The 23,694-nt window shown below is 44.6% G+C and carries 24 protein-coding genes; 4 read left to right on the forward strand and 20 right to left on the reverse strand.

Annotated elements, in window-relative coordinates; genetic code table 11:
- Positions 1-71: 71 nt before the first annotated feature.
- The 7 genes from MMY95_RS03770 to MMY95_RS03800 form a co-directional block, all read right to left on the reverse strand.
- The gene (locus MMY95_RS03770) at positions 72-611 is read right to left on the reverse strand and encodes a dUTP diphosphatase (RefSeq protein ID WP_003645168.1); all 540 of its coding nucleotides are present in this window, start codon (positions 609-611) and stop codon (positions 72-74) included.
- Between the two features lie 16 nt (positions 612-627).
- Positions 628-1,584: a hypothetical protein gene (locus MMY95_RS03775; protein WP_053267667.1), complete on the reverse strand. Its 957-nt coding sequence runs from the start codon at positions 1,582-1,584 to the stop codon at positions 628-630.
- Positions 1,574-2,509 (reverse strand): hypothetical protein, encoded by a 936-nt coding sequence (locus tag MMY95_RS03780; RefSeq protein WP_053267666.1) that lies wholly within the window; start codon positions 2,507-2,509, stop codon positions 1,574-1,576. Before MMY95_RS03780 ends, MMY95_RS03775 begins: the two co-directional genes overlap by 11 nt.
- Before the next feature lie 134 nt (positions 2,510-2,643).
- Positions 2,644-3,990, reverse strand: a complete 1,347-nt coding sequence (glnA, locus tag MMY95_RS03785) for a type I glutamate--ammonia ligase (protein ID WP_003640333.1) — start codon at positions 3,988-3,990, stop codon at positions 2,644-2,646.
- A gap of 43 nt (positions 3,991-4,033) precedes the next feature.
- Entirely contained in the window at positions 4,034-4,414 is a 381-nt protein-coding gene (locus tag MMY95_RS03790; protein WP_003644308.1) for a MerR family transcriptional regulator, read from the reverse strand.
- Between the two features lie 111 nt (positions 4,415-4,525).
- Positions 4,526-5,461, reverse strand: a complete 936-nt coding sequence (gene miaA / locus MMY95_RS03795) for a tRNA (adenosine(37)-N6)-dimethylallyltransferase MiaA (RefSeq protein WP_003640331.1) — start codon at positions 5,459-5,461, stop codon at positions 4,526-4,528.
- A 4-nt stretch (positions 5,462-5,465) separates the two neighbouring features.
- The gene (locus tag MMY95_RS03800; RefSeq protein WP_003640330.1) at positions 5,466-6,200 is read right to left on the reverse strand and encodes a glycerophosphodiester phosphodiesterase; all 735 of its coding nucleotides are present in this window, start codon (positions 6,198-6,200) and stop codon (positions 5,466-5,468) included.
- A 99-nt stretch (positions 6,201-6,299) separates the two neighbouring features.
- Between MMY95_RS03800 and MMY95_RS03805 the strand changes: the two genes are divergently transcribed.
- On the forward strand, positions 6,300-6,476 hold the full coding sequence (locus MMY95_RS03805; protein WP_003640329.1) for a DUF3042 family protein: 177 nt from the start codon (positions 6,300-6,302) through the stop codon (positions 6,474-6,476).
- A gap of 49 nt (positions 6,477-6,525) precedes the next feature.
- Here MMY95_RS03805 and MMY95_RS03810 read toward each other — a convergent pair whose 3' ends face one another.
- The 8 genes from MMY95_RS03810 to MMY95_RS03845 all read right to left on the reverse strand — a co-directional run bounded on the left by MMY95_RS03810 (position 6,526) and on the right by MMY95_RS03845 (position 12,988).
- Positions 6,526-6,939 (reverse strand): rhodanese-like domain-containing protein, encoded by a 414-nt coding sequence (locus MMY95_RS03810; RefSeq protein ID WP_003640328.1) that lies wholly within the window; start codon positions 6,937-6,939, stop codon positions 6,526-6,528.
- A 227-nt stretch (positions 6,940-7,166) separates the two neighbouring features.
- Positions 7,167-7,802: a Type 1 glutamine amidotransferase-like domain-containing protein gene (locus tag MMY95_RS03815; protein WP_003640326.1), complete on the reverse strand. Its 636-nt coding sequence runs from the start codon at positions 7,800-7,802 to the stop codon at positions 7,167-7,169.
- A 270-nt stretch (positions 7,803-8,072) separates the two neighbouring features.
- Positions 8,073-9,035, reverse strand: a complete 963-nt coding sequence (locus MMY95_RS03820) for an ROK family glucokinase (RefSeq protein WP_003644304.1) — start codon at positions 9,033-9,035, stop codon at positions 8,073-8,075.
- A 17-nt stretch (positions 9,036-9,052) separates the two neighbouring features.
- Positions 9,053-9,274: a YqgQ family protein gene (locus MMY95_RS03825; RefSeq protein ID WP_003644303.1), complete on the reverse strand. Its 222-nt coding sequence runs from the start codon at positions 9,272-9,274 to the stop codon at positions 9,053-9,055.
- Positions 9,275-9,292: 18 nt separating this feature from the next.
- Entirely contained in the window at positions 9,293-9,976 is a 684-nt protein-coding gene (locus MMY95_RS03830; RefSeq protein ID WP_003645172.1) for a rhomboid family intramembrane serine protease, read from the reverse strand.
- The gene (locus MMY95_RS03835; RefSeq protein ID WP_003645173.1) at positions 9,963-10,529 is read right to left on the reverse strand and encodes a 5-formyltetrahydrofolate cyclo-ligase; all 567 of its coding nucleotides are present in this window, start codon (positions 10,527-10,529) and stop codon (positions 9,963-9,965) included. Before MMY95_RS03835 ends, MMY95_RS03830 begins: the two co-directional genes overlap by 14 nt.
- 147 nt (positions 10,530-10,676) lie before the next feature.
- Positions 10,677-10,826, reverse strand: coding sequence for a 50S ribosomal protein L33 (gene rpmG, locus MMY95_RS03840; RefSeq protein ID WP_003638573.1), 150 nt, complete (start codon positions 10,824-10,826; stop codon positions 10,677-10,679).
- Positions 10,827-10,951: 125 nt separating this feature from the next.
- A complete protein-coding gene (locus tag MMY95_RS03845; RefSeq protein ID WP_003640321.1) occupies positions 10,952-12,988 on the reverse strand; it encodes a penicillin-binding protein 2 in 2,037 nt (678 codons plus the stop codon).
- Positions 12,989-13,187: 199 nt separating this feature from the next.
- Here MMY95_RS03845 and MMY95_RS03850 point away from each other — a divergent pair, with 199 nt between their 5' ends.
- Positions 13,188-15,833, forward strand: coding sequence for a YfhO family protein (locus MMY95_RS03850; protein ID WP_104795686.1), 2,646 nt, complete (start codon positions 13,188-13,190; stop codon positions 15,831-15,833).
- A gap of 116 nt (positions 15,834-15,949) precedes the next feature.
- Here the strand turns inward: MMY95_RS03850 and MMY95_RS03855 are convergent, their stop codons facing one another.
- Positions 15,950-16,252: a hypothetical protein gene (locus MMY95_RS03855; protein WP_003644301.1), complete on the reverse strand. Its 303-nt coding sequence runs from the start codon at positions 16,250-16,252 to the stop codon at positions 15,950-15,952.
- Between the two features lie 184 nt (positions 16,253-16,436).
- Here MMY95_RS03855 and MMY95_RS03860 point away from each other — a divergent pair, with 184 nt between their 5' ends.
- Positions 16,437-16,892, forward strand: a complete 456-nt coding sequence (locus MMY95_RS03860) for a LytTR family DNA-binding domain-containing protein (RefSeq protein ID WP_015380261.1) — start codon at positions 16,437-16,439, stop codon at positions 16,890-16,892.
- On the forward strand, positions 16,893-17,615 hold the full coding sequence (locus MMY95_RS03865; RefSeq protein ID WP_053267664.1) for a hypothetical protein: 723 nt from the start codon (positions 16,893-16,895) through the stop codon (positions 17,613-17,615).
- Positions 17,616-18,678: 1,063 nt separating this feature from the next.
- Here MMY95_RS03865 and greA read toward each other — a convergent pair.
- From greA to pheT, 4 genes are all read right to left on the reverse strand, one after another.
- Positions 18,679-19,161 (reverse strand): transcription elongation factor GreA, encoded by a 483-nt coding sequence (greA, locus tag MMY95_RS03870; RefSeq protein ID WP_003640314.1) that lies wholly within the window; start codon positions 19,159-19,161, stop codon positions 18,679-18,681.
- A 110-nt stretch (positions 19,162-19,271) separates the two neighbouring features.
- Positions 19,272-19,901, reverse strand: a complete 630-nt coding sequence (gene udk, locus MMY95_RS03875; RefSeq protein WP_003640313.1) for a uridine kinase — start codon at positions 19,899-19,901, stop codon at positions 19,272-19,274.
- An 18-nt stretch (positions 19,902-19,919) separates the two neighbouring features.
- Positions 19,920-21,125, reverse strand: coding sequence for an endolytic transglycosylase MltG (gene mltG / locus MMY95_RS03880; protein WP_003640312.1), 1,206 nt, complete (start codon positions 21,123-21,125; stop codon positions 19,920-19,922).
- A gap of 146 nt (positions 21,126-21,271) precedes the next feature.
- Entirely contained in the window at positions 21,272-23,689 is a 2,418-nt protein-coding gene (gene pheT / locus MMY95_RS03885) for a phenylalanine--tRNA ligase subunit beta (protein WP_003645176.1), read from the reverse strand.
- Between the last annotated feature and the right edge of the window lie 5 nt (positions 23,690-23,694).

Consider the following 23,694-nt stretch of genomic DNA (forward strand, 5'->3'; position numbering starts at 1 on the left):
ATAAAAAATACCTCCAAAGCTAAAGCTTTTACTTTAACTTTGGGGGTATAGGTCACAATTAGGTTATTTTTTTAATAGTTATTTGCTTGTCGTTGCTCATTGACATGATTTTTGGCCGTAAACGCCGTCTGTATCTCGTCCTGAGTAAAACCAAAATCAACTAGCCCAATCTTCAAGAAAACGTGCCAAGCGTGCTGGTAGCTCTCCTGACGATGGTTAAAGTAAGCATCATAGAGGAGGTGCTTGATCGCCAAGTACTGTTTATTCAAATCAGTCGCCGGCTTAGCCGCAATCGTAGTCAATTGCTCAGGCGTTACTGGAATCAAATGCGTCCACTGTTGAATCGCTGAGACAAGGAAGAAGAAGTCCATCGCATCTACGTATTCGTTCAGCAGCGTTGCGCGGTGTGTCTTATCAGGATCCGCTTTGCCACGATGAATCTTCCAAACTTTGAACCATTCCGACGTATTAGCCATTTCTGCCAATTCGACGTCCAGTGAGACCATCGCATTTTGCAACCGTTCTTGTGGCCGCCAATGAATCTGTTGACGGGCCGTAATATCGCGGTCTAAACGAATCGACTGTTGTAATAACGTTGTTAGTTCTAGCATCTAATACCCCCGTTACTTAAGCAAATACTAATGGATCCGCTTTTATTTCTAGCGAATCGATATTTTCTAAGTACCAATCACGCATGAACCCAAAGTGTAACAACACGTCAAACCACGAAACTGCTTGATCAGGATCATGAACAGTCAGGACCCATTGTTGACTACCGCCAGCTTCAGCTGCATCAAAGATATCAACTGTCAAACCAGCCCGCAGTTCAATTTGGGCACCATGTCCTTGCTGTGAATTACGCAACATGTGCTCATTCTTAGCCGCACTGACAAACAATTTGTCAACGATTGCCCGATCTAAATTAGCCGACCGAAGTTCATATTTAGCCGCGTTAGCAACGTCCAAAATATTAAAGTCGACGTTAAAGCCAAAATCATCTTGTAAGCAATGTCCAAATTTAATTAGCGTTGCGAGAACCGTATTAATTTGGTCAACCCCAGTCCCCTTCAACAATAATTTATTAATAAATAAATTCGTAAACGCCGAACTATTAAACCGTAACAAGCGCCGTTCTAAATGAATATAAAACAAGTTTTCGCCAGTTGTTTGTTCACGATAATATGCACCACCGTTGCCGTTGTTCACCACTTGATACAAGAAGGTGTAATCATCCGTTAGCGCCCCGTAAACGTGATACAGCGCTTCAGTATGCCGTTGAGAATTCAGCACCGCTTGTTCATCACCATGCATGCCCAATAACCGACTCATGAAGATCAAATAATAATCGGCATTCTGATATTGATGGGGAAACGTCACGTAAGCCGTATCCAGTTTAAAGTCTGCTAGCTGTTGTGCCGCTGCTAACAGTGTCTCCCCGTCAGTTGTATCAATCAGTTGGTCCATCAAGGCCGTAAATTTTTCACCATTAGCGAGTCCTTTTTTTAAGCCCTCATTGAACGTACTCAGCTTACCGTGAGTGCTCAGTGTTGCCGTGTCCATCTGCTTGTCCGTATTATTCGACATCAGCCGCTACCTGCGCCTTCCCAATCAGCGTGGTCAAGTAGTCAACATAAAGACTACGGTTACGCTCATTAAAATTCTCAAAACTCTTAAAGGCGTTTTCAATCGCTTGTTTCTCATAAGCTAAAATCGTATCTTCCTTAGAAAGCGTTAAAATCTTAGCTTCGTTATCCTTCATGGTTGCATGGGCATTATTAGCTTGTTCGTCTTCATCGGCCAACTTAGTTAACTGGTCAATAATTTGCTGCCGTTCTTCTTTGATCCGACCAGAATCAAATAGTGAGTTACGTTGCCCATTTTCCTTTAGTTGCTGCCGCAATTCTTCTTTTTGCGCATCACGGTCTGATTGCGCGTCAATCAGTTTCTGTAGCTGATCGCTACCAGCTGAGATCTGCTGAATACGATCTGTATTGAAACGTTTGTGCGCGGGAGCCAGTTCAAACGTCTTTTGTAATTTATTGTATTCTTCCGAACTAAATTCAAAGGCGACTTTCAAAACGTTCAATTTACCAAACCGGCGCCGATCCCACCAGTTACCAAAGTAAATCTGAAATTCGCCGAGTTGGGTTTCTTCATAATAAAAGAATGGGTACTCATGAGCCAAATAATCAATTAACTTGGTACTCAAGTAGTGACTGATTGCCGGATAGACATCCGTAATTAAATCCACTTGGGCGTTACGGGTTGGATCCGGTTCCTCGTTAAGTAAGGCTTGGTGATAGTGGTCACCATCGATCAATTCGTAGATCAACCGGTCGTCACCAGCCGTAATTGCTTGGCGCACCGTAGTTACATAGTCTAACTTTTGTTGAAGTCGCTTCGTAAGCGCGCGCGTAGGTTGATCTTGTTTTTCAAGATCAGGCTGATTTTGTTTTTCCATAATAATCTCCTTGCAATCAATAATAATTGAAAACTTGCTGAATTGCATTGCTGTTCCTAATGTTACCGAAAATTAGTGCATTAATAAAGGTTAACACCACTAATTTACCAATTTTATAACAAAAACGGCTAGTTCGCCATTTAAGGTGCCCTAACCGTCGTATTTTTATCTCAATTAATGGTTTAGTACAATTCCATGTACTGATCACGTTCCCATTCACTAACTTGTTGACGGTATGAAGCCCATTCAAGCCGTTTAGCTTCCAAGAAACTCTGATAAATATGTGGCCCTAACGCCTTCTTCATCGTCGGATCTGTCTGGAACTCTTTCAGCGCATTGTGTAACGTTGACGGTAAGTCAGCGATACCAGCTGCAGCCCGTTCATCTTCATCCATAACATAGATATTACGATCAACACTCTTTGGTGGTTCAATACCGTTCTTGATTCCGTCCAAGCCAGCTTCAAGAACCGCTGCAAAGGCCAAATATGGGTTAGTTGAAGCGTCCACACTCCGTAATTCAAGGCGCGTTGACAAGCCCCGTGCACTTGGAATCCGAATCATTGGTGACCGGTTAGATGCTGACCAGGCCACGTAAACGGGCGCTTCATATCCAGGAACCAAGCGTTTGTATGAGTTGACTGTCGGGTTAGTGACAGCAGTGTATGACCGGGCATGCTTCATCAAACCACCTAAGAAGTGATAAGCGTCTGATGATAATTCTAAGCCATTCTTATCATTAGCATCATAAAAAGCATTGCCTTGATCATGGAACAAGGACATGTTCACATGCATCCCAGAACCATTGACACCGTTTAACGGCTTAGGCATAAAGGTTGCCCACAAATTGTATTTCCGTGCGATGGTCTTAACGACCAATTTGAACGTTTGGATATGATCGGCTGCAGATAAAGCATCCGCGTACTTAAAGTCAATTTCATGTTGACCAGGTGCAACTTCATGATGGCTGGCTTCAACGTTAAAACCAAGTCGTTCAAGTTCAAGTGCAATGTCCCGGCGGCAATTTTCACCCAAGTCCATTGGTGATAAGTCGAAGTAACTTCCCTTATCATTCAATTCGGTCGTTGGTTCACCCTTTTCATTCATCTTGAATAAGAAGAATTCAGGCTCAGTCCCACAGTTAAATGACGTATAACCTGCTTCGCGCATATCGTTTAAGACACGAATTAAGTTGTTCCGTGGATCCCCTTCGAACGGCTTACGGTCAGACGTGTAAACTTCACAGATAATCCGTGCAATTTTACCATGTTCCGTGTTCCAAGGCATGATCAACCAAGTTGATAAGTCAGGATACAGGTACATGTCACTTTCTTCGATCCGAACAAACCCATCGATGGATGAACCGTCAAACATCAACTTGTTATCCAAGAGTTTGTCGAGTTGTGAAACTGGAACTTCAACGTTCTTAATTGTGCCGAATAGATCAGTAAACATTAACCGTAAAAAATTAACGTTTTCTTCTTTGACGATGCGGCGGATATCGTCTTTTGAGTAGGACTGTTTTGCCATGAAAATCGCTCCTTAAATTGATTGACTAACGAATGCAAACATCTTAGTGTGCCGGATAATTGGGGCCCTTGTCGGACTGCAAGCCTCCGAGATTCAGGAATTCATCATGAAGGATTCGGCGCACATCGCGATCAGTTAGCGGCTTAGCCAAGTCAGCTTGCTTCTGCTCAGCTCGCTGTTTTTGGAGCGCATATATTTCTTTGATTCCAGCCATATTGATGCCATCTGCTAAGTAATCCTTGATTTCAAGCAAACGATCAACATCATTCAACGAAAACATTCGCCGATTACCGGCATTTCGTTCCGGCGTAATCAATTCTTGCTCTTCATAGTAGCGAATTTGCCGCGCAGACAAATTGGTCAGCTTCATAACCGTACCAATTGGCAAGACGGCCAACGAGCGACGGAGTTCCTTTTCCTTCATAACGACCCTCCTCTTTAATACAGACTTAATATTAGCAATGTTATCATCGAATGTCAATCATTCATGTTAGAAAATATCACACGTTTTATCATAGGTATACCAATTTATAATTTAGCTTAACCAACTAGCTAGCCGTTGGTCAATCGAGGCCCGTAATTCAGGGTGTTCCAATAGATTGATCCAGTCGACCGACATCTTGTTACGGAACCAAGTCAACTGACGCTTCGCATAACGACGTGAGTCCTGTTTGATCTTAGCAATTGATTCGTCACGCGTCTGCTCCCCATTAAAGTAAGGGAACCATTCGTGATACCCGATCCCCTTACCAGCCGGTAACATGGCGCCACCTTGGTCAAATAGCCACCGCGCCTCTTGTTCCAATCCGGCCGCTACCATTTGATCGACACGTTGATTGATCCGAGTATACAGCAGCGCTCGCTCCGCGGTCAGACATAAGGTATAAGCATCCAGTGTGTCACCGTGCGTATCCGCCTGCTCAGAAAAAAGCTGACCAGTTGTATGCACGTACTCCAACGCCCGTACGACCCGTACCAAGTTAGCGGGCGCAATTGCGGTGGCCGCCTGCGGATCACGCTGTTTCAACGCCATCCACGCCACATCCGAACCTTCGACAGCGGCACGATCAAACCAAGCTTGACGATACGCCATATCAGGTTCATTATCCGCTGGTCCAAACTGATAGCCCGCCAACAAGGACTGCAAGTAAAAGCCAGTTCCACCCACAATAATAGGCAGTTTACCCCGAGCACTAATATCAATGATCAACGCCGTCGTCCGACTGACAAATTCAGCGACTGTAAAACGCTGATCAATATTTTTGATATCGATTAGATGGTGGGGAATGCCCGCCTGCTCTTCCGGCATTATTTTAGCCGTACCAATATCCAAGTGACGATAGACCTGCATTGAGTCTCCTGAAATGATTTCACCATTCAGCTGTTTAGCCAGCGCTAGCGATAATGCCGTCTTACCGACTGCTGTTGGTCCCGCGATTAGTAATACTTTATGTTTAGTTACTGTTGTCACTCGTTTAACCTCCTTGTACCTGCTTACGAATTCTTCGTGCTAATCCAGGGTAGTCGGTAATCAGTCCCGCAAACCGATGACGATAACAGAACCGCATATCGCGTTCCGTGTTGACCGTCCATGGCCGCAACTGCACTTTTGGCAATAAGAGCCAGTGAACTCGCACCCAACGAATATCCGGATGATAACCGAGAACAATGTGTTGCGCATGAAGCCGCTTCGCAGTTTGAACCTTAGTCTTGAACAGGCTATCCGATTCGACCTCGGGCTGTAAAATATGCAACCGTTCGATCGACTTTCCGTAGAAGCTCGAATAAATTAGCGTAAACGGAACTTGATGATGGTTAAAATAATCCGCTACCAAGTCTTCGATCCCCTCATAATGAATCTTATTAGTTTTGATTTCCAGATTAAAAATACCAGTAAAGTTGTATTGAATCAATAATTGAACCACTTCATCTAAAGTCGGAATACGCGTTCCCGCATAGGCTGATGCATACTTAACACCAGCGTCCAATTGCTTTAACTCGGCCAACGTGTGATCCACAATCCGACCCGTTCCGTTAGTCGTGCGGTCGACGAGCTCATCATGCATAATAATCAGTTGCCCGTCTCGCGACAAGTGTACGTCAGTCTCAATGCCATCCGCACCATCCTCGATAGCCGCAATAAACGCTGGTAACGTATTTTCCGGCCTGGTCCCCTTGCTACCACGATGAGCAATAATTTGAGTAAGCATTGCGTTTCACCCCACTTTTTTAAAAATTAGATTGAATTGATTGCTATCTCCGCATAAAACAAGCATAATAAAACTAACAATTGCTAGGAGGTTTTACTAATGAAATCATTTACCCGTGGCTTCTTGTTTGGGGTCGTCGCAACTGCTGGTGCCGTAATTGGCTCCGTCTTATCATTTAAGAAGCAAGTTGTTGATCCAATCGAAGACCAAGAAAACAAATTCGAAGAAAACCGGAAAAAGGCGATGCGCAAGAGCCGCTCAGCTCACAACGGTTAATTAAATAAAAAATGGTGGCCGAACAAGTTGTTGTTCTAGCCGCCATTTTTTAATACTTCGCTTTTTTCGTCTTACCTTCCCAACGTGCGTAACCGGGTTTTAAAATGTATAGCTGTGAATAACCATTCTTAGCTAATGTGACGACGGCCCGTGTACTTAACGTATGGGTTTGATCGTAAACGTAGATTGGCATATCCTTGCGAAGTTCGTTCATCCGAACTTTCAAACTGTTGAACGGAATATTCCGAGCCCCCAGAATATGACCAGCGTCAAACTCTTTCTTTTCACGCAAATCAATCACTTGCGCCTTACGCATTCCCGCCTGAAACGCTTCTTCGTCCAACATCGTGGACACCTGACGCCGTCGAATGTAACTATACAACTCATAAATAAAGTAGGCCGCGATTATGATAACTAACACGATGTTAACATACGCCATGCCGCTCAATGCACCTAAAACCACGTTATCCCTCCTAATTTCTACTTATCTATTTTACACAAAACCGCTTACTTTTACTAGGGGTAAGCAGGAAAAGCCGCGATTAAACTGCTGACTAATCCTGAAGTCCCACTGATTGCTTTATGGCCGTACTCACCCACAGTTTAAAGGCATCCATTAAAACGGTCGGGGGCCTGAGACCCGCATTTAACCACGCTGTTAATTCAAAACCAAGCATCGCGGTATCACATTTATGAATCCGAATCGATCATCTTAATCTGACTACCATGCACCAGTAATCCCTGATTGTTAGTCAACCGTTTGACCGTAACGCCCGTCTTATGTTCCCAGTCGGTGATCAACTGCGGCAATTGCGGCTTTACTTCACAATGAACATCATAATGCGGATAAATACGGATCGTCGTCGCATTGATGGCTGTTGTGCTTGCCAGTTGCTCGGTGTTGTCCTCCGGGTATAAATAGGCGTACAGGTCTAAATCCGGGCCTAACAAGATGGCCCCGGCGCTAATACCGTAGATTGGCTTGCCCGCCAGCGCGAGAGTCCTCAGTCGTTCCAGCACGTGCGTTTCACGCAGATTCTTCAACAGTAAAAACTCGTAGCCACCATTCAAAATAATGACCGTTGCCGTATTCAATGCGGCCAAATCATCCGTCAATACATCTAGGAGCTGCACGTGCGCATATCCAAGCTGCTGAACCGTTTGTTGTAGTGCCACCATTTGGGGGTGATTTTTACCCGTGCTGACCGAATTGACAATAATCACAATTCTCGCACTGTTCTTAGCCACCGGCGCCACTAAAGTGAAAAAGGCGTCCGTTACGGCCACAGTGCTAAACGCCCGTGAAGACAATAATAACTTTACCATCCTACTTCTCCAATCAATTCTGTCATCTAATTCAATTCACGCTAATCGATCCGTATCCCTTGTACCAAGTTGCGTAACAGTTCATACGCCGTTGTAACAACATACCGACATGAAACTAAAATCACGCATAGTCTGAGGACATGAGCCCAAATCAGCATCGGCAATTGGCGCTCAGTTTTTAACCACAACCTAATCAGCACAGTTTTTGGAGCTTAGTATAAAAAAGAAGCTCGGACATTACTTCCAAGCTTCTTGACGATTGATTTTAACTTAAATAAACCGTTGGGCCAATGAACCTGCTCCGATAACACCAGCGTCGTTACCTAAGACCGCTAACTTCAAAGCAGTCGTGTCGCGAATCGTTGGGAATGTGAATTGGTTAAAGTAACTGATGACTTGATCTAATAAGAAATCACCAGCAGCTGAAACCCCACCACCGATAATGATTGAAGATGGGTTCATCGTGTTCCCGACATTAGCTAATGCCAAGCCTAAGTAATAAGAAACCCGATCAACAACGCGTTTAGCCAAGACATCGCCTTCTTTAGCTAAATCGAAAGTGATCTTTGAACTAATTTCTTCACCGTTGTCTAATAATTGTTTCAACTTAGAAGCACCAGAGAATTCTTCTGCCATATCGCGAGCAACGTGAACGACACCAGTTGCAGAAGCGTATTGTTCCAAACAACCTTTCTTACCACAAGTACACATGTAGCCGTTTGGTTCAACCGTTACGTGACCAATTTCACCGGCACCACCAGCAATACCATGGAGTAAACGGCCATCGGCGATGATCCCACCGCCAACACCAGTTCCAAGCGTTACAAAGACAACGTCACTACCGTTTTCGCCAGCGCCCTTCCAACGTTCGCCAAGTGCAGCAACGTTAGCGTCGTTATCCAGCGTAAATTTGATGCCAGTCCCTTTTTCGATTTGAGCCTTAACTGGTTGTAAGGTCTTCCAGTTTAAGTTGTAGGCACCGATAACCGTACCATTATCCAAATCAACGGTCCCGGGAGTCCCCATTCCAATTCCGATAAATTGAGAACGGTCCATCTTATATAACTCAATGTGGTGGTTGATGGAATCGATGATGTTAGGCACAATGTGGGCCCCTTCATCTAAAATCGTGGTTTCAATACTCCACTTTTGTTGAATATCACCATTTTCTGTTAAAATGGCAAACTTAGTTGTCGTCCCACCAAGGTCGACTCCAATTAACTTACGCTCCATGTTGCTAAATCCCTCCATTAGTCATGCGCCGCGTCTTCACGGGCGCGTTCTGCTTCTATCCGGTGCTCATGGCTCAATACGAGCTTGACGCGGGCATACATCTTCGGGTCAATGACACCAGCTTGATAGAGATGATCGATCTCAATGGCCATTAACTCAATATCCCAAATTCGCTTGCCTACGTACACGTACACGCCAAATTTTTTAAGTAATTGTTGGACGTCGTAAAGTGTTTTCATGTGCATATCCTCGATTAATTATACAGTTAAATTAGCATTTGTAAAACCCATTTTTAGTAAAGCTAACCAGCCAATGACTAGAATAACCGTTGCCACAATTCGTTTCAGCGGCGCAATCTTGCCAATTCGTGGTACACCCAGCAGATAGCCTAACAAAAAGCCACCAACTAGACCCCCGACATGTCCCCAGATATCAATGCCATTCGAGAACATATCGAATACTAAATTCAAAACGGTTAGTAGTAAAAATTGGTTCGTGAGCTGGCGAATCACTGGATTTTCCCAGAACGATTCCCCAATCGTCAAAAAGGCACCAAAGAGTGCGAAACACGCCGTACTGGCCCCTACTGACTGATTATTGGATAACGCGAAACTCATAATGTTACCACTAATGCCACCCAAAATATAAATTGCCAGCATCCGCCAATGACCATACATTGCTTCAATTTGCATGCCCATAAAATAAATAACGACACCATTCAGTGCAATATGGGTAAGTCCCATATGTAAAAACATCGGCGTCACCAATCGCCACCACTGGCCGGCCGCAATTGCTTGATTGTTCTTAGCACCTAGTGAATTAAAAATCAGCATGGCGCCGTCACCCATCAGCCACTCGACTAAGAAGACTGCCACAGTAATTCCAAGTAGCACCTGCGTGATAGCCGGTTCAGTTTGCCACCAGCGTTTAATTCTCATCATGTTGTTCATCCCCTGCTACCAAGAGTTCGTCTAACAAGACGTCATATTGATCAACCGGCCATTCAGCGTGTTCAAAAGCCATCTCGTCATAAGCCAGTGTCAACTTCTTACCCGGATAATCAGCGAGGTAACGATCGTAGTAGCCACCACCAAATCCAATCCGGGCGTGCCGGTCACGGCTGTACCCAAGACCAGGAACTAAGATCAGATCGATCTGTTGCTTGGCGACTGGTTCACCCGTGACGGGCTCTGGAATTCCAAAAGTCGTTCGCTCAAGTCGATCAGTCGCTTGGTAAGGATAAAAAGCCATTTGACGATGCGGCAGCGTTTTTGGAATAACCACCATTTTGCCCTCCGCCCAAGCTTGTTCAATAAGTGGGCGCGTTGCTACTTCGATGTCACTACTAATTGTCATGGCAATGACCTGGGCAGTTTGCCATGTTGGGCTTGCAAATAATTGGGTCTGTAACGCCTGGTTTTGCCGTTGCCGGTCAGCCGGCGTCATTTGGCTTAATCGCCCAAGCTGTTGCTTACGAAATGCTTTTTTCTCCACGTACGGCACCCCCGAAAATAAAATTGGTATAAAAAAATCTCATTCATTAACATGTCAAATTGAAAAATCAATTTGGCAGTTGCCAACAAATGAGAAGCCCATTGTCTGATGACAATGTTACAGAAAAAACAACAGGAGTCCCCGTTGTTATTTTGTTTCACGATGTAATGTCACTTTGTGTTCCCGTGGACAATACTTCTTAAATTCAACCCGGTCCGGATTGTTCCGGCGGTTCTTTGAAGATAAGTAGTTGCGTTCATGGCATTCTGTACATTCAAGTGTAATGTGTACCCGCATGTTGTTGACCCTCCAAACTCATTCGCATATTACAGGGCCGGAACCCTTAACTTGAACTACTATACCATTAATGATTGAAAAATACCAGTATCAATTAAGATACTGGTACGAAAAAAGCTGATTTTTTACTTGTTATAATACTTCCAGAACGCTGCATAAATTTGCTTAGCAACGACCATATTATAATCACCACTAGTAGCAGTAATTCCTGGAAAGGCAACCGCTATCACTACTTTAGGGTTCTTATAAGGCGCATAAGTCACCAAACTTAACGTTTCAGTAGATGTCGTTCCGTGGAATGTCTCGGCAGTCCCAGACTTAGCTGCAACCGCTGGTGATAAACTAGCTAGTGCACTCCCCGTCCGCTGCGTCATACTCCCATGGACCACATCCCAATACCCTTGGTGTACGACATCAAAGTATGAGGATGGGACGTCAATGGTATTCAGGACACGTGGCTTAACATTAGTCTTAACAGCCCCTTGGGACCCGTTAGATTTAGTCCCAGTAATAGCGGAAACGATGTGTGGTGCAATGCGTTGCCCACCATTTGCCATTGTCGCAATGTATTGCGCCAGCTGAATAGTCGTGTAAGCATCGTAGTTCCCGTAGGACAAGTCTAACGCTTTACCAATATCCTTCTGTGCCGAAGAACCTTGGTAACCTGAGGCTTCACCCGGCAAGTCGATCCCGGTCTTAACACCTAAGCCAAACTCGTTAAAATAACCACGAAGTTTAGAGAAGACCGAATTAGACATCGTCAAGGCTTTCCCAGACGCATAGCTGAAGTTACCTTCCTTCATGGCTAATTGCATCATATAGGAGTTAGAAGAAACTTCCATGGCAGTCGAAGCGTTAAGGCTCAGACTAGTTCCACCATTCTTGTTAAACCATGACGACTTGGTGGCCGTTCCGGCTAACTTGATCGGCGTATCGGTCAAAGTACTATTCGTGGGTGTAATCACACCATCTTGCAAGGCACCCATGACCGTGGCACCCTTAACGACCGACCCCATAACGAAGGATTGGTTGATGGTTCCCAACGCATTTTCAGTCACTTTACCAGTGGATAGATTCCGGCTGGCACCTGCTAACGCATAAATGGCACCAGTGCTAGGGTTCATTACAACAGCATAGGCTCCTGGCGAGTAGGCATTACTACTCCCCACCGTTTTGGCTTCAGACATAATGATACTTTGAACCTTTTTCTGGAACTTCGAATTAATCGTCAGCTGAACGTTGTCACCCTTCTGGCCACCGTACTTCTTAATCTCCTTTTGAATGACCCCATCCTGCGTCTTGACCTCAGTCTGTGACTTGGTTCCACGAAGGACATTTTCGTACTGCTTTTCCAATTGGCTTTGACCAACCGAATCATCACGAGAATAGCCTTCTGCCAGCAAGGTTTTAATGCTATCACTCGGTAACCCTTGCTTTTCGGTCGTAACTGTCCCGAGCACACTACTCAAGTCAGTCCCATTAGGATAACTCCGAGTCCAACTCGTTCCGACCTTAACTCCTGGCATTTCGGATTGGTGCTCACCGATTTCAGCAAGCTCCGTACTCGTCACACCAGTCGATTTGATATTGACCGTTGACAGCGAGTACGCCGAACTCATCTTATAATAAATCGCCGCCGCATTCTTTTGCGTAGACGTTAAATTATTAATGATATGTTTTTCCGCATAGGCGACTTCCCGTGCGTACAAAACATCATCGTCGCTAGACGTTTTAACCTTCTTAGCAACCGACTTTAAATTAGCCGCCCCCGCTAAGTAATAATCAGCCAAGTTCCGATCCGTTAATGTATCCGTTGGAATGGTTAAGTACTCACCTAACTTATTCGCCACTTCGTACATCTTAGTCGACGCAACTGACAGCCCCTTCGTGTATTGAATCGCTTGGTGGGATTTGTTTCCCACTAAGACCCGACCGGTTGAATCATAAATCGATCCCCGTTGAACGTTTCCCGTTGCCGTCGTATTATTGGCTGAATTCACTGTACTTCGGAACTTCTGTCCGTAGTCAACTTGTAAGTAAGCTAACTGCGCAATCAACGCAGCAAATAACAAGAAGACGATGAAAAACAAGAAGTTCAGCCGAAATGGAATATGCGACTTGTTGGGATCACGATTTATCGTAATTTTCTTAAACAATTTCAATTCTCAGGCGCTCCCATTCTTAATTTGGTAAACATTTCGCAAAAATTTACCAGATGATACTAGCAATCCTAGATAAATACCATACTTATGTTATTCTAAACGATAGACATAAAAATTTCAGCCGTTATTACGGATTTTAATGTTTTTTTGATTATTTTTCTGTTTGGCTGTGAATTATTAGAGATTGAGGTGGCAATTTTTGAAACTCCGTCGTTTTTTTGACAAGCGCACATGGCCATTATGGATCAGCTTTTGGTTACCTTTACTGATCATGACCGGTTATTTTATTTATCGGCACATGGCTCCCTTTGGATCAAGCAGTCTGTTAACGGTCGATTTAGGCCAACAATACGTTGACTTGTTTTCCTATTTCCGGCATACCCTACTGCACGATCCGAGTGCTTTCTTCTATTCCTTCTCCAAAACGATTGGTGGCGAGATGGTTGGGGTCTGGGCTTATTACTTAATGAGTCCCTTTAATTTAATCTACTTACTATTCCCTGGTCAATCAATCACTACCGGCATTTTTATCGTCACTGTACTAAAGTATGGTTTCGCAGGGCTATCCTTCGCCTGGCTACTAACTAAAACGCAGACGCAAAAGGGTTGGTTGGTGCCAACTTTCAGTACCGCATACGCACTGATGGGCTGGATGGTCGCCAATCAGCTCAACATGATCTGGTTAGACACGGTCGCCATTTTACCATTGGTCATTTTGGGACTGGAACGCTTGTTTACAACTGGTAAAGTCCGTTACTTCGCTGGCTGGCTGGCCGTCATGCTAATTGACAACTATTATATGGGCTACATGGTCATTTTATTCAGTTGTTTATACTGGTTGTATGGTGCAACTAAGTATTGGCAAAACGTGAAGACCTTAGCAACTCACGCCCTCAAATTTGCTTGGGGTGGTCTGCTAGGTGTCGCATTCTCCGCATGGTTGCTATTACCAACTTTCTGGGCGCTCACTCAAAGTAAGGCTCAATATAATGTGACCAAGGTTCATTGGAAACTTGAATACGCGCCCTGGAAGATGTTAGCTAAGTTCGTCACCGGTACTTTCAACTTCGATCAGATGCCATCCGGTCAACCAAACTTTTACGTGGCATGGTTAGCAGTTCTCGCCTTTGTGCTCTTTTTCTTACGGCGCCAGTTCAAATGGTCCGTGAAGTTGAGCGCCTTGATTGTAACCGCGACGCTTATCTTATCATTTTGTTACGAACCACTTGATTTATTGTGGCATGCGGGCCAATTTCCAGTTTGGTACCCTTACCGCTTCTCCTTTGTCTTTTGTTTCTGGGTCGTCTGGATTGGTGCCCAAGCACTGACAGACAAAATAACGATCAAACTGTGGCAAGCGCTAACGATGCTCGCATTGCTGGTCGGTTTGTTTACAACCATTTACTTGAACATTAAGAAAGTCACCTACGTCACCCAAGCTAATCTCTTAATTACAATTGGCTTGGCAGCAATTACATTGATTTTCTTAACGTTGCCTAAGGAACGACGTCTCATTTATCAAATCGTCGCGTTAATTTTAGTTGCGACTGATATGTCGATCAACGTGGTCGCTTCATTAAATAATATTTCCTACGTGTCACAAAGTGAGTTTGGTAAATACACGCAAGTCCTTGACAATGCCGTTAACAAAATTAAAGCTAGCAACAATCGTTTTTATCGAATTGGTAAGACGTTTACACGAACTAAAGACGATCCGATGCAGGCGGCCTATAACGGTGCTGATCATTTCAGTTCGACCTTCGAAAGTATTATCCCTAACTTTTTCGGTTCAATTGGTCAGCCGGATGGGGACGGTGTGGTCGCCTACACCAACGGGACCATGATTACCGATTCGTTACTGGACATGCAGTACTTTATGGATAAAACAGTACCGACATCCCAGACTGATAACGCGAACTATCGTAGCTACATTCCGGTCACCAGTACCAAGAAAGATCTGACGAATTACCAAAAATCGGCAAAGCTCAGCACTAACAAAGTCACGACCTACAAAAATCCATACGCCCTGGGTCTTGGTTTCGCAGCGTCTGACAAGATTACTAGCTTGAAAGTCTCCAAAACAACTGGCGATCCGATTGCCCGGCAAGAGTTGATTTACCAAACCTTAGCAAATCGTTCAACCAGCGGCTTGATCAGTGCCGAAAACTTTAACGAAGTGGTCTTCCAAAACGTTAAGAAGGTCACGACGTTAACTGGCGCCGTCTTGAACAAACAAAATTTAGCGAAAACGGGATCGGTTTACTTTAAGTTCACGCCGACAACCAATGATTCCTACTACATCACGCTCGGGCAAAACCTAACTACTTCGAATGCGAGTTACTACATTAACGGTAAGGAACTCAAGCAGTACCCAACTTACCGGCACACGATCGCTGTTAACGTTGCATCGAATAGCAAGGGCAAGACCGTGACATTCGGGATTCAGATGAAGAAGACTTCTCTCTGGTTACAAAACTTCACCCTCTACAAGTTGGATAATACCCAATTCAAGAAGTCGGCGCAGAAACTCCAGCAATCCCCTTGGAACATCACGGCCCACTCAAGTCGTAAGATTACTGGTACAATCAACATCAAGCATCGTCACCAAGTTTTGATGACGACCATTCCTTACTCCAAGGGTTGGCATGCCACTGTTGATGGAAAATCCGTCGCAACTAAGAAAGTGATTAATACCTTTGTTGCTGTCCCATTAAGTAAGGGCAAGCATACGGTCACCTTGACGTATCGACCGCCATTCTTAATCACTGGTAGTCTGATTACTGGGATTAGTGCACTCGCAACGGCTGGTTGGTTTATCGTCCGGCGTCGACGCCACCACGCCTAGCCCAGTTCACAGTCAAAGATGTGGTCAGCAAAAATCAGCGTTACCTGAATTGTTAATTCAGGCAACGCTGATTTTTTGTCCAAATATTAATCGCTATTGGCAAGCACTCACCAGAACTACTCGTTATTGGGCGTGTAGTCATACTTCGGGCCGTCATTTTGTTCATCATAATCAACTGTGAGATCATAGCCCTTAAAGAACCATTCATCACGGTCGTTGACATAGTAATTGACACCATCCTTTTCAACCATGGCAATCGGTTGATGGGGTTCGTCATCACGCATGATTCCGATTGAGAAGCCACTGTGAACTGCTGTCTTGCCATAAGTTTTGCCGTAAAAGCGCACCCCATTACCAGTGGTTACACCCATGTCATCATGAAACCACTTACTGGCCAAATCTGTAATTGTTATTTTCATTACTAACACCTCATCATTGAAATCGTTTACAGTAATTGTGCCCTTTTTGCCCATAAAACGCAACATTGACAGTCGATGAGCAAGCCAATGACCAGTTGCGTTCCTGAAATGACCGCTAAGGGAGTCTTTATTTACAGCGTCATTGTTTTGTGGTGTACTTAAACTACTTAAGGAGGTGAAACCCATGCAAGTGAACATTGAAACGGATCCCGGCACCTCAATTCCAACCGTCACACTGCATGTTCCAGTCGACTACCCCGAAACGGCCGCCCTCACTGCTGCTCTCAAAAATCTTTCAATTGAGGCCGCTACGTTAACCGTTTCACAACGTGGTCAACTCGTACAGTTACCGCTTACTTCGATCCTATTCATCGAAGCAACTGGTCACCAGGTCGCCGCCCATACGCTGGATAATGTTTATCGTGTTCCCAAGTCGCTGACCGCTGTGGGCACAGGCTTACCTGCTTACTTTCTTCGCGTCTCCAAATCTGCCATTGTCAATACCAAACAAGTCTATTCCTTGACCAAGACATTGACCGGGAACTTGATTGCGTTTCACCACTCACCTAAACAACTGTACGCTTCAAGACGCTACTATCGCCAACTCAAAATAAGTCTTGAACAGAAAGGACTGTTATAAATGCACAAAAATTGGTTTTGGCCCGTCTTCTTAATTGTCAGCGCCGTCGTTCTTATCGTTAGTCAACTCAGTCTCTTCACGCTCCACGTCAGCATCTGGAGTCTCTTGTTAACATTGATTCTAGTTGCGGCTTTAATTAGTAGCCTTCGTTACTTGAATATGCCGGGCGTCGTCTTCGCTATCGCATTCTTAGCCATGATCTATGCGCAACCACTTGGAATCACTAAGCTCGTACCATGGACAATTTTAGGGGCTGCCGTATTACTCAGCATTGGTTTGGGTCTTTTGATTCATCCCCGTTATCAATATCATTATCGCTATCACAACCATGATCATGCTCATTACAATCATCATAACCACGATGACGTCCATGAATCAACGAGCACAATCAACGATGACCATGTTAATTTAGATCTCTCACTAGGCAACAGTATCCGCTACGTTCACAGCGAAAATTTTCGTTCTGCGGATCTGAACGTATCAATGGCTGGTGCCAAAATCTACTTCGATGACGCTGACATCAAAGAAGGCCGAGCAACCATCAATGTCGACGTTTCATTAGGTAGCCTTGAGTTATACCTCCCTCAAACTTGGCAGCTACAGGAAAATCTCAGCAACTCAATGGGCCACATCTCATCGACAGGTACACCGACCACTGCTGGCCCGGGTGTCATACTAACCGGCAGCGTCTCGCTTGGTGAATTACGAATTATCTATATCTAATCCTACTTTGCTGTCGGCCATATCCTGATCAATCTGTCATGAATCATGATTAAAACATGCCAGTTGGTTGGATTACTGTTCATCAGCACTTGCGCGTCCTATTCCGACCTCCGGGGCTGGGTGCCAATTGCTGGAACGCAGCCGAAGTCGATTTGAGCTAACGCATAACCCGCGTCATCTCAAATACGACTCTTATTCTAAGCCGGAAGCAACCCACTTCCAGCTAAGAATAATTTGGCTACTGAGCATTGTCACCCAGCCCCTCCGGTCTCAAGCCTGTGAGGGGTCACGGGTTGAAGCCGAGCATTGCCTAGCCATCGGATTAATGCGGTTTTGGCATTAGTCCGTTGGCGTAGCACGCACAGGCTTCAGTGGTACCGAGCACATTTCGGAAACCCGCTCGAATGGCTGATAAACGGCCACTTAACTTGGTGCAATTGGTCGTCGACTATTTTAATACTGGAACCTTAAGTACAATATCACTCTCAGTCTAACAGTTGATTGACAAAATTACCGTTTTTGAAAAGCAATGACCAATTTATCAAAAGTTGGGTACCTCACCGTCTGCCATTCGAATACTATCCCGACTAGAAGGCGTTTCTGACAATGCCCAGTGGTGAAATTTCACTTAGCAAGCGTCCTTTGCTTGGTTAGTGAAAGGCCAGTATTTGAGACGTGGTGTTTCGGCTCAAATCTGTGCCCACCACGTTCCGGCAATTGGCAGAAATGCCTGGAGGTCGGCGTAGGACGAACCCACAACAAAAGTCTACGCGAGTTCGAGCTGTTTCCAGCGGGTCTAAGCTGGCTGTTTTCGAACCTACACAACTGGCATGTTTTAATCATAGTAAATGCTAAAAAAATGTAACACGTCCAATTTACTCACCCGTTTACCTGCTTTGTGCAGATAAGCGGTGTTTTGCTTGAATCCCGAACTCACACGCAAACGTGCTTGTTCAGTAACAGTTCGTTAAATAGTGGCTGGTAATCAGTAATCGCGCTTCTAAACCACCAAAAAAGACTGTTTCAAGGTATCCGCTACCTCAAAACAGTCTTAAGCGTAAAATTACGCGTTTTCAACCTTCAAAATCTTAACCGTCATGGTACCGGCTGGAATGTTGATGGCAACTTCTTCATCAACGTGATGCCCAATCAAGCCCTTGGCGATCGGGGAATCATTAGAAATCTTGCCAACCATTGGATCAGCTTCGGCAGCACCAACAATGGTGTAGCTTTCTGGTTCTTCATCAGGTAATTCTTTGAACGTCACGATTTTACCAACGGAGACTTCCGTTTCGTCAATCTTGTCACTATCGATGATTTCAGCATATTGAAGCATGTGTTCAACCGTCTTAATCCGGTTTTCTAGCAAGCTTTGTTCATTCTTTGCTGATTCATACTCAGAGTTTTCTGATAAATCACCGTAGCTACGTGCGATCTTAATACGATTAATAATTTCTGGACGTTGATTAATTCGAAGGTCTTCAAGCTCTTTTTCCAGCTTGACCTTGCCTTCTTCTGTCATTGGATATGTCTTATCTTCAGCCAATGTGTTTCACTCCTCAAATACGCAATATAGTTATCAAAAACCAGCCTACCATTTCAGATTTTAAAAGTAAACTCTTAAATCTAAAATAGCGCTGGTTAAGACGTTATTTTTTATAAAATTGAACGAACTTTAGTTGTCAATAAATCAATGGCAACTTCATTTTCGCCACCTTCTGGCACAATTAGATCGGCATAACGTTTCGTTGGTTCCACAAACTGATGATACATTGGTTTGACCGTCGCCAAATATTGACCAATCACAGAGTCTAGTGTCCGGCCCCGCTCTTTGATATCACGCTGAATGCGCCGAATGATTCGAATATCATCGTCGGTATCGACGAACACCTTAATATCCATCAGGTCGCGTAAACGCTGATCATCTAGGATCAATACCCCTTCGACAATGATCACATCCCGCGGTTCTTGATGAATGGTCTTGTCGCTACGCGTATACTGCTCGTAATCATAGACCGGCTTTTCAATCGGTTGATAGGCCAGCAACTGCTTGATTTGCTTAATCATCAAATCTGTATCGAAAGCCAGTGGGTGGTCGTAATTAACGGCATGGCGCTCAGCCATTGTCATTTCACTTTGATCATTGTAATAGGAATCCTGTTGTAAGATCAACAATGATTGACCAGATAATTGGTTGTAAATTGCATTGCTGACCGTAGTTTTACCACTACCGGAACCACCAGTTACCCCGATGACTACTGGTCGGCGATGTTTATTTTCAGTCATTTAAGTTACGCCTCATTCTTATTTTTCAGCGGCTTCGTTGTGCTTCGAAACCTTCTTGATGTTTGCCGCGTGACCCGCAGCATCCTTTGCATAATAGACATCACCAGTCTTCAAATCTGCTACGAAATACATGTAACCCTTGCTCCGTTGTGCAGGATCTAAGACTGCCTTGATCGATGTTAAACTAGGACTGTTGAACGGTCCGGGGCCGTAGCCTAAGTTCAACCGTAAGTTATACGGTGAATCAGTCTGCAAATCTTTATTCGTTAACGTTGACTTGTTAGAATTGATCGCATAGAACACTGAAATATCAGAATCCAAGCGCCACTTAGCATCTAACCGATTCAAGAAGACGCCAGCAATCAACCGCCGATCTTTCGTCGTACTGCCTTCACGTTCAACTAAGGACGCTAAGGTCATTACTTCTTGCACGGACATCTTCGACTTCTTAATTTGCGCGTAGTATGGTTCAAGCTCATCATTAGTCTTCGAAACCATCTGCGTTACTAATTGTTTCAAAGTTGTTTTCTTACCAACAACATAAGTTGCCGGGAACAAATAGCCTTCTAAACGATAGCGAACTTGCTTAGCACTCATCGCTGAATTCAACAATTGTGGATACTTCTTGGCCAATGATTTGATGAATGTTTGATCCTTCATTAAGGCTAGAAATTCTGCCGACGTGAAATCAGTTTGTTTTTGAACCGTCTTCGCAATCGTCTTAATCTGACTACCTTCAACGATTAGGACTTTACCACTAGAACTCTGAACCGGTTCCGATGAACCACCTTTATTCAAGGCCTTCGCGATTTGAGCAAGTGACATCGAAGGCTTCAACTGATAGTAGCCCGCGTGAAAGTTTGATAAGTTGTGTGCTTTCGTCCAGTATTCAAAGACAAAACCACTCTTGATCACCTTTTCGCGCTGTAAAATATCGGCAATTTTCTTACCATTAGCACCGTACGGGATATCAACTTGAACGACGCGATTGTCGCTACTGTCATATGGTTGCGTCGCATTATCAAAATATCGATAACCCAATACCCCCACAATAATTAAAAGTACGACTAAAATACCAACAACGCCACCAATAACGTGTTTCGAAAATGATTTCCGCTGTTTTTGTTCTGAACGATTAGGTTCATTTACCCCACGATCTTGTGAATCGTTTTGATCCTTCTGATCTTGGTTATCCTGGTTGTTATTCAAGACTCGCCCCTCCATTTATTGATTAATCTTATCAATTATACAAAACTGTTGCCCAGTTTGCACTAGTTCGCCATTAGTTTTATGGTTTTTTAGGATCTTGGACACACATTAAACGCCGAATGACTTCAAATCATTCGGCGTTTAACAAGACTATCAACAAACTAACGAATTTCAGCACCTAATTCATCCGTTAAGGCTGTCAGTACTTTTTCAAATGCTGTCGTAACATCATCATCGACTAACGTTGCGTTTTGGTCTTGATACGTTAACGTATAAGCTAGCGACTTTTTACCCGCTGGCACGTGACTCCCATTATAAACATCAAAGAGTTGAACGTGCCGTAAATGCGCGCCGCCCTTCTTGTTGATCAAGGCAACCACGGTTGCGTTGGTCACATCGTCATCAATCAACATCGCCACGTCCCGGGTGATACTTGGGAACTTGGAGATCGGTTGATACTGTTGACGCGCTTTTGGTAAGGCAATCAACGCCGTTAAATCCAGTTCAAAGACATAAGTTTCCCGAATCTTGTAGGCTTTGGCAGTCGTTGGATGAACTTCACCGACGAAACCGACTAACTGGTCACCAACGTAAATATCAGCTGTCCGACCAGGATGCATCTCTGGATGTTCGGCCGTGGCAACGTAACTAACGGCATCTTGCAACGCCAGACTCTTCAGATAACCAGCCACGATACCCTTAATCTGGAAGAAATCAACGGGTTGTTCGGCAACGCCCCAGCTCTTGGGAACCATGGAACCCGTAATAGCTCCGGCAATGTGTTCAATTTCCTTCGGCCGGACTTGTTCAGGTTGACTGTAAAAGACCCGTCCTTCTTCATACAATGCCACATTGTGTTCCTTACGAGCATTGTTATAAGCTAAATCATCCAGCAAACCAGAAACTAGACTCAAGCGTAGCGTGGTCCGTTCTGAACTCATTGGAAAGTCTAATTTAGTGACGTCACTAGCATGAAGCGCAAAGGCCTTCGACTTAGTCTCCGTGGTCAATGAGTAACTGATGGCTTGCGTGAGACCAGCACTTTCCATTAACTTACGTGAGTCACGAATCACCTGTTGGGTCTCATTAAGCTTACCGATTGTTGGTTGGCCCGTTGGTAGGGTCGCTGGTAAGTTATCATAACCGTATAGCCGGGCGATTTCTTCGATAAGGTCAGCCGGAATATGGATATCCCAACGCCGTGATGGCACCGTAACCGTGAACGTTTCATTAGCAACGACCGTTGGAAAGTCCAATCGTTTAAAAATATCACTGACCGTGTCCAATGACAACTCAGTTCCTAAGACGTGGTTGATCCGTGCTAAGTCAATGGTTACTGTCGTTGGTTGCACATCCTCATCACGACCGATGACCATACCACTAGCAACTTGACCATCACCAAGTTCTGCAATCATGGCTGCGGCAGCGTCTAAGGCCGTTGCGGTCATGCCGTGGTCAATGCCCCGTTCGTAGCGCATTGAAGCTTCGCTGTGTAAGTCATGATTATGGGCAGTTTTACGAATCTTAACTGCATCAAAAACCGCACCTTCCAACGCAATGGTCGTAGTCTGATCAGTGACTTCGGTCGCTAGGCCACCCATCGTCCCAGCCAAACAAATTGGTTGATCGCCACTACAAATCAACAGATCACTCGCTAGTAATTCGCGATCTTCACCATCTAACGTCGTTAAATGCTCGCCAGCTTTCGCCAACCGGACGTTAATTTGACCGTCATTCAATTGATCAAAGTCAAAAGCATGTAGCGGTTGTCCATATTGCATCAAAATGTAGTTCGTTGCGTCAACGACGTTATTGATTGGCCGCATACCAGCATTCCAAATTCGAATTTGGAGCCATAACGGACTTGGCTTAATCGTAACGTTTTTAATTAGACGCATTTTGTACATTGGGACATCATGTTCGTCGGCAGCGACAGCCACATGTAGATCATCCGCAGCCACCGTCGTAGCATCTTCATGCAAATCAACTTTCGGCATCGTTGGTTGTTGGTCGTAAATGGCAGCAAGTTCATGCGCCGTACCATTCATACTAAGCATGTCACCACGGTTAGGGGTAACGGACATGTCAATAATTTCATCATCCATCCCTAGGTATGAAAAGACCGGATCACCTGGCGTGGCATCGTCAGGCAGAATGAAAATACCATCCGCAACTTCTTTTGGAACTAACTTTTCATCAAAACCAAGTTCGTCTAAGGCGCACAGCATCCCATTTGATGGAACTCCCCGCATCTTACTCTTCTTGATCTTAGTGTGACCACCAATCCATGAATTGGGTAACGCCACGATCACCTTTTCGCCAGCCGCAACGTTAGGTGCCCCACAAACGATTTGCAAGGGTTCTGATTCGCCTACGTCCACTTGACAAACGTGGAGATGATCAGAATCTGGATGTGGCTCACACGTTAAGACGTGCCCCACTACAACTTTTTTCAATCCTTCACTGGGACGAATAACACCGTCAACTTCAACGGCCGTCCGTTCAATCTTTTCTGCTAATTCATCGGCCGGAATGTCCAGCTTCAAATAATCGCGTAACCATGTCGTAGAAATTCTCATGTGGA

The sequence above is a fragment of the Lactiplantibacillus sp. ME-2 genome (assembly GCF_022549155.1).
Taxonomy (GTDB): Bacteria; Bacillota; Bacilli; order Lactobacillales; family Lactobacillaceae; genus Lactiplantibacillus; species Lactiplantibacillus plantarum.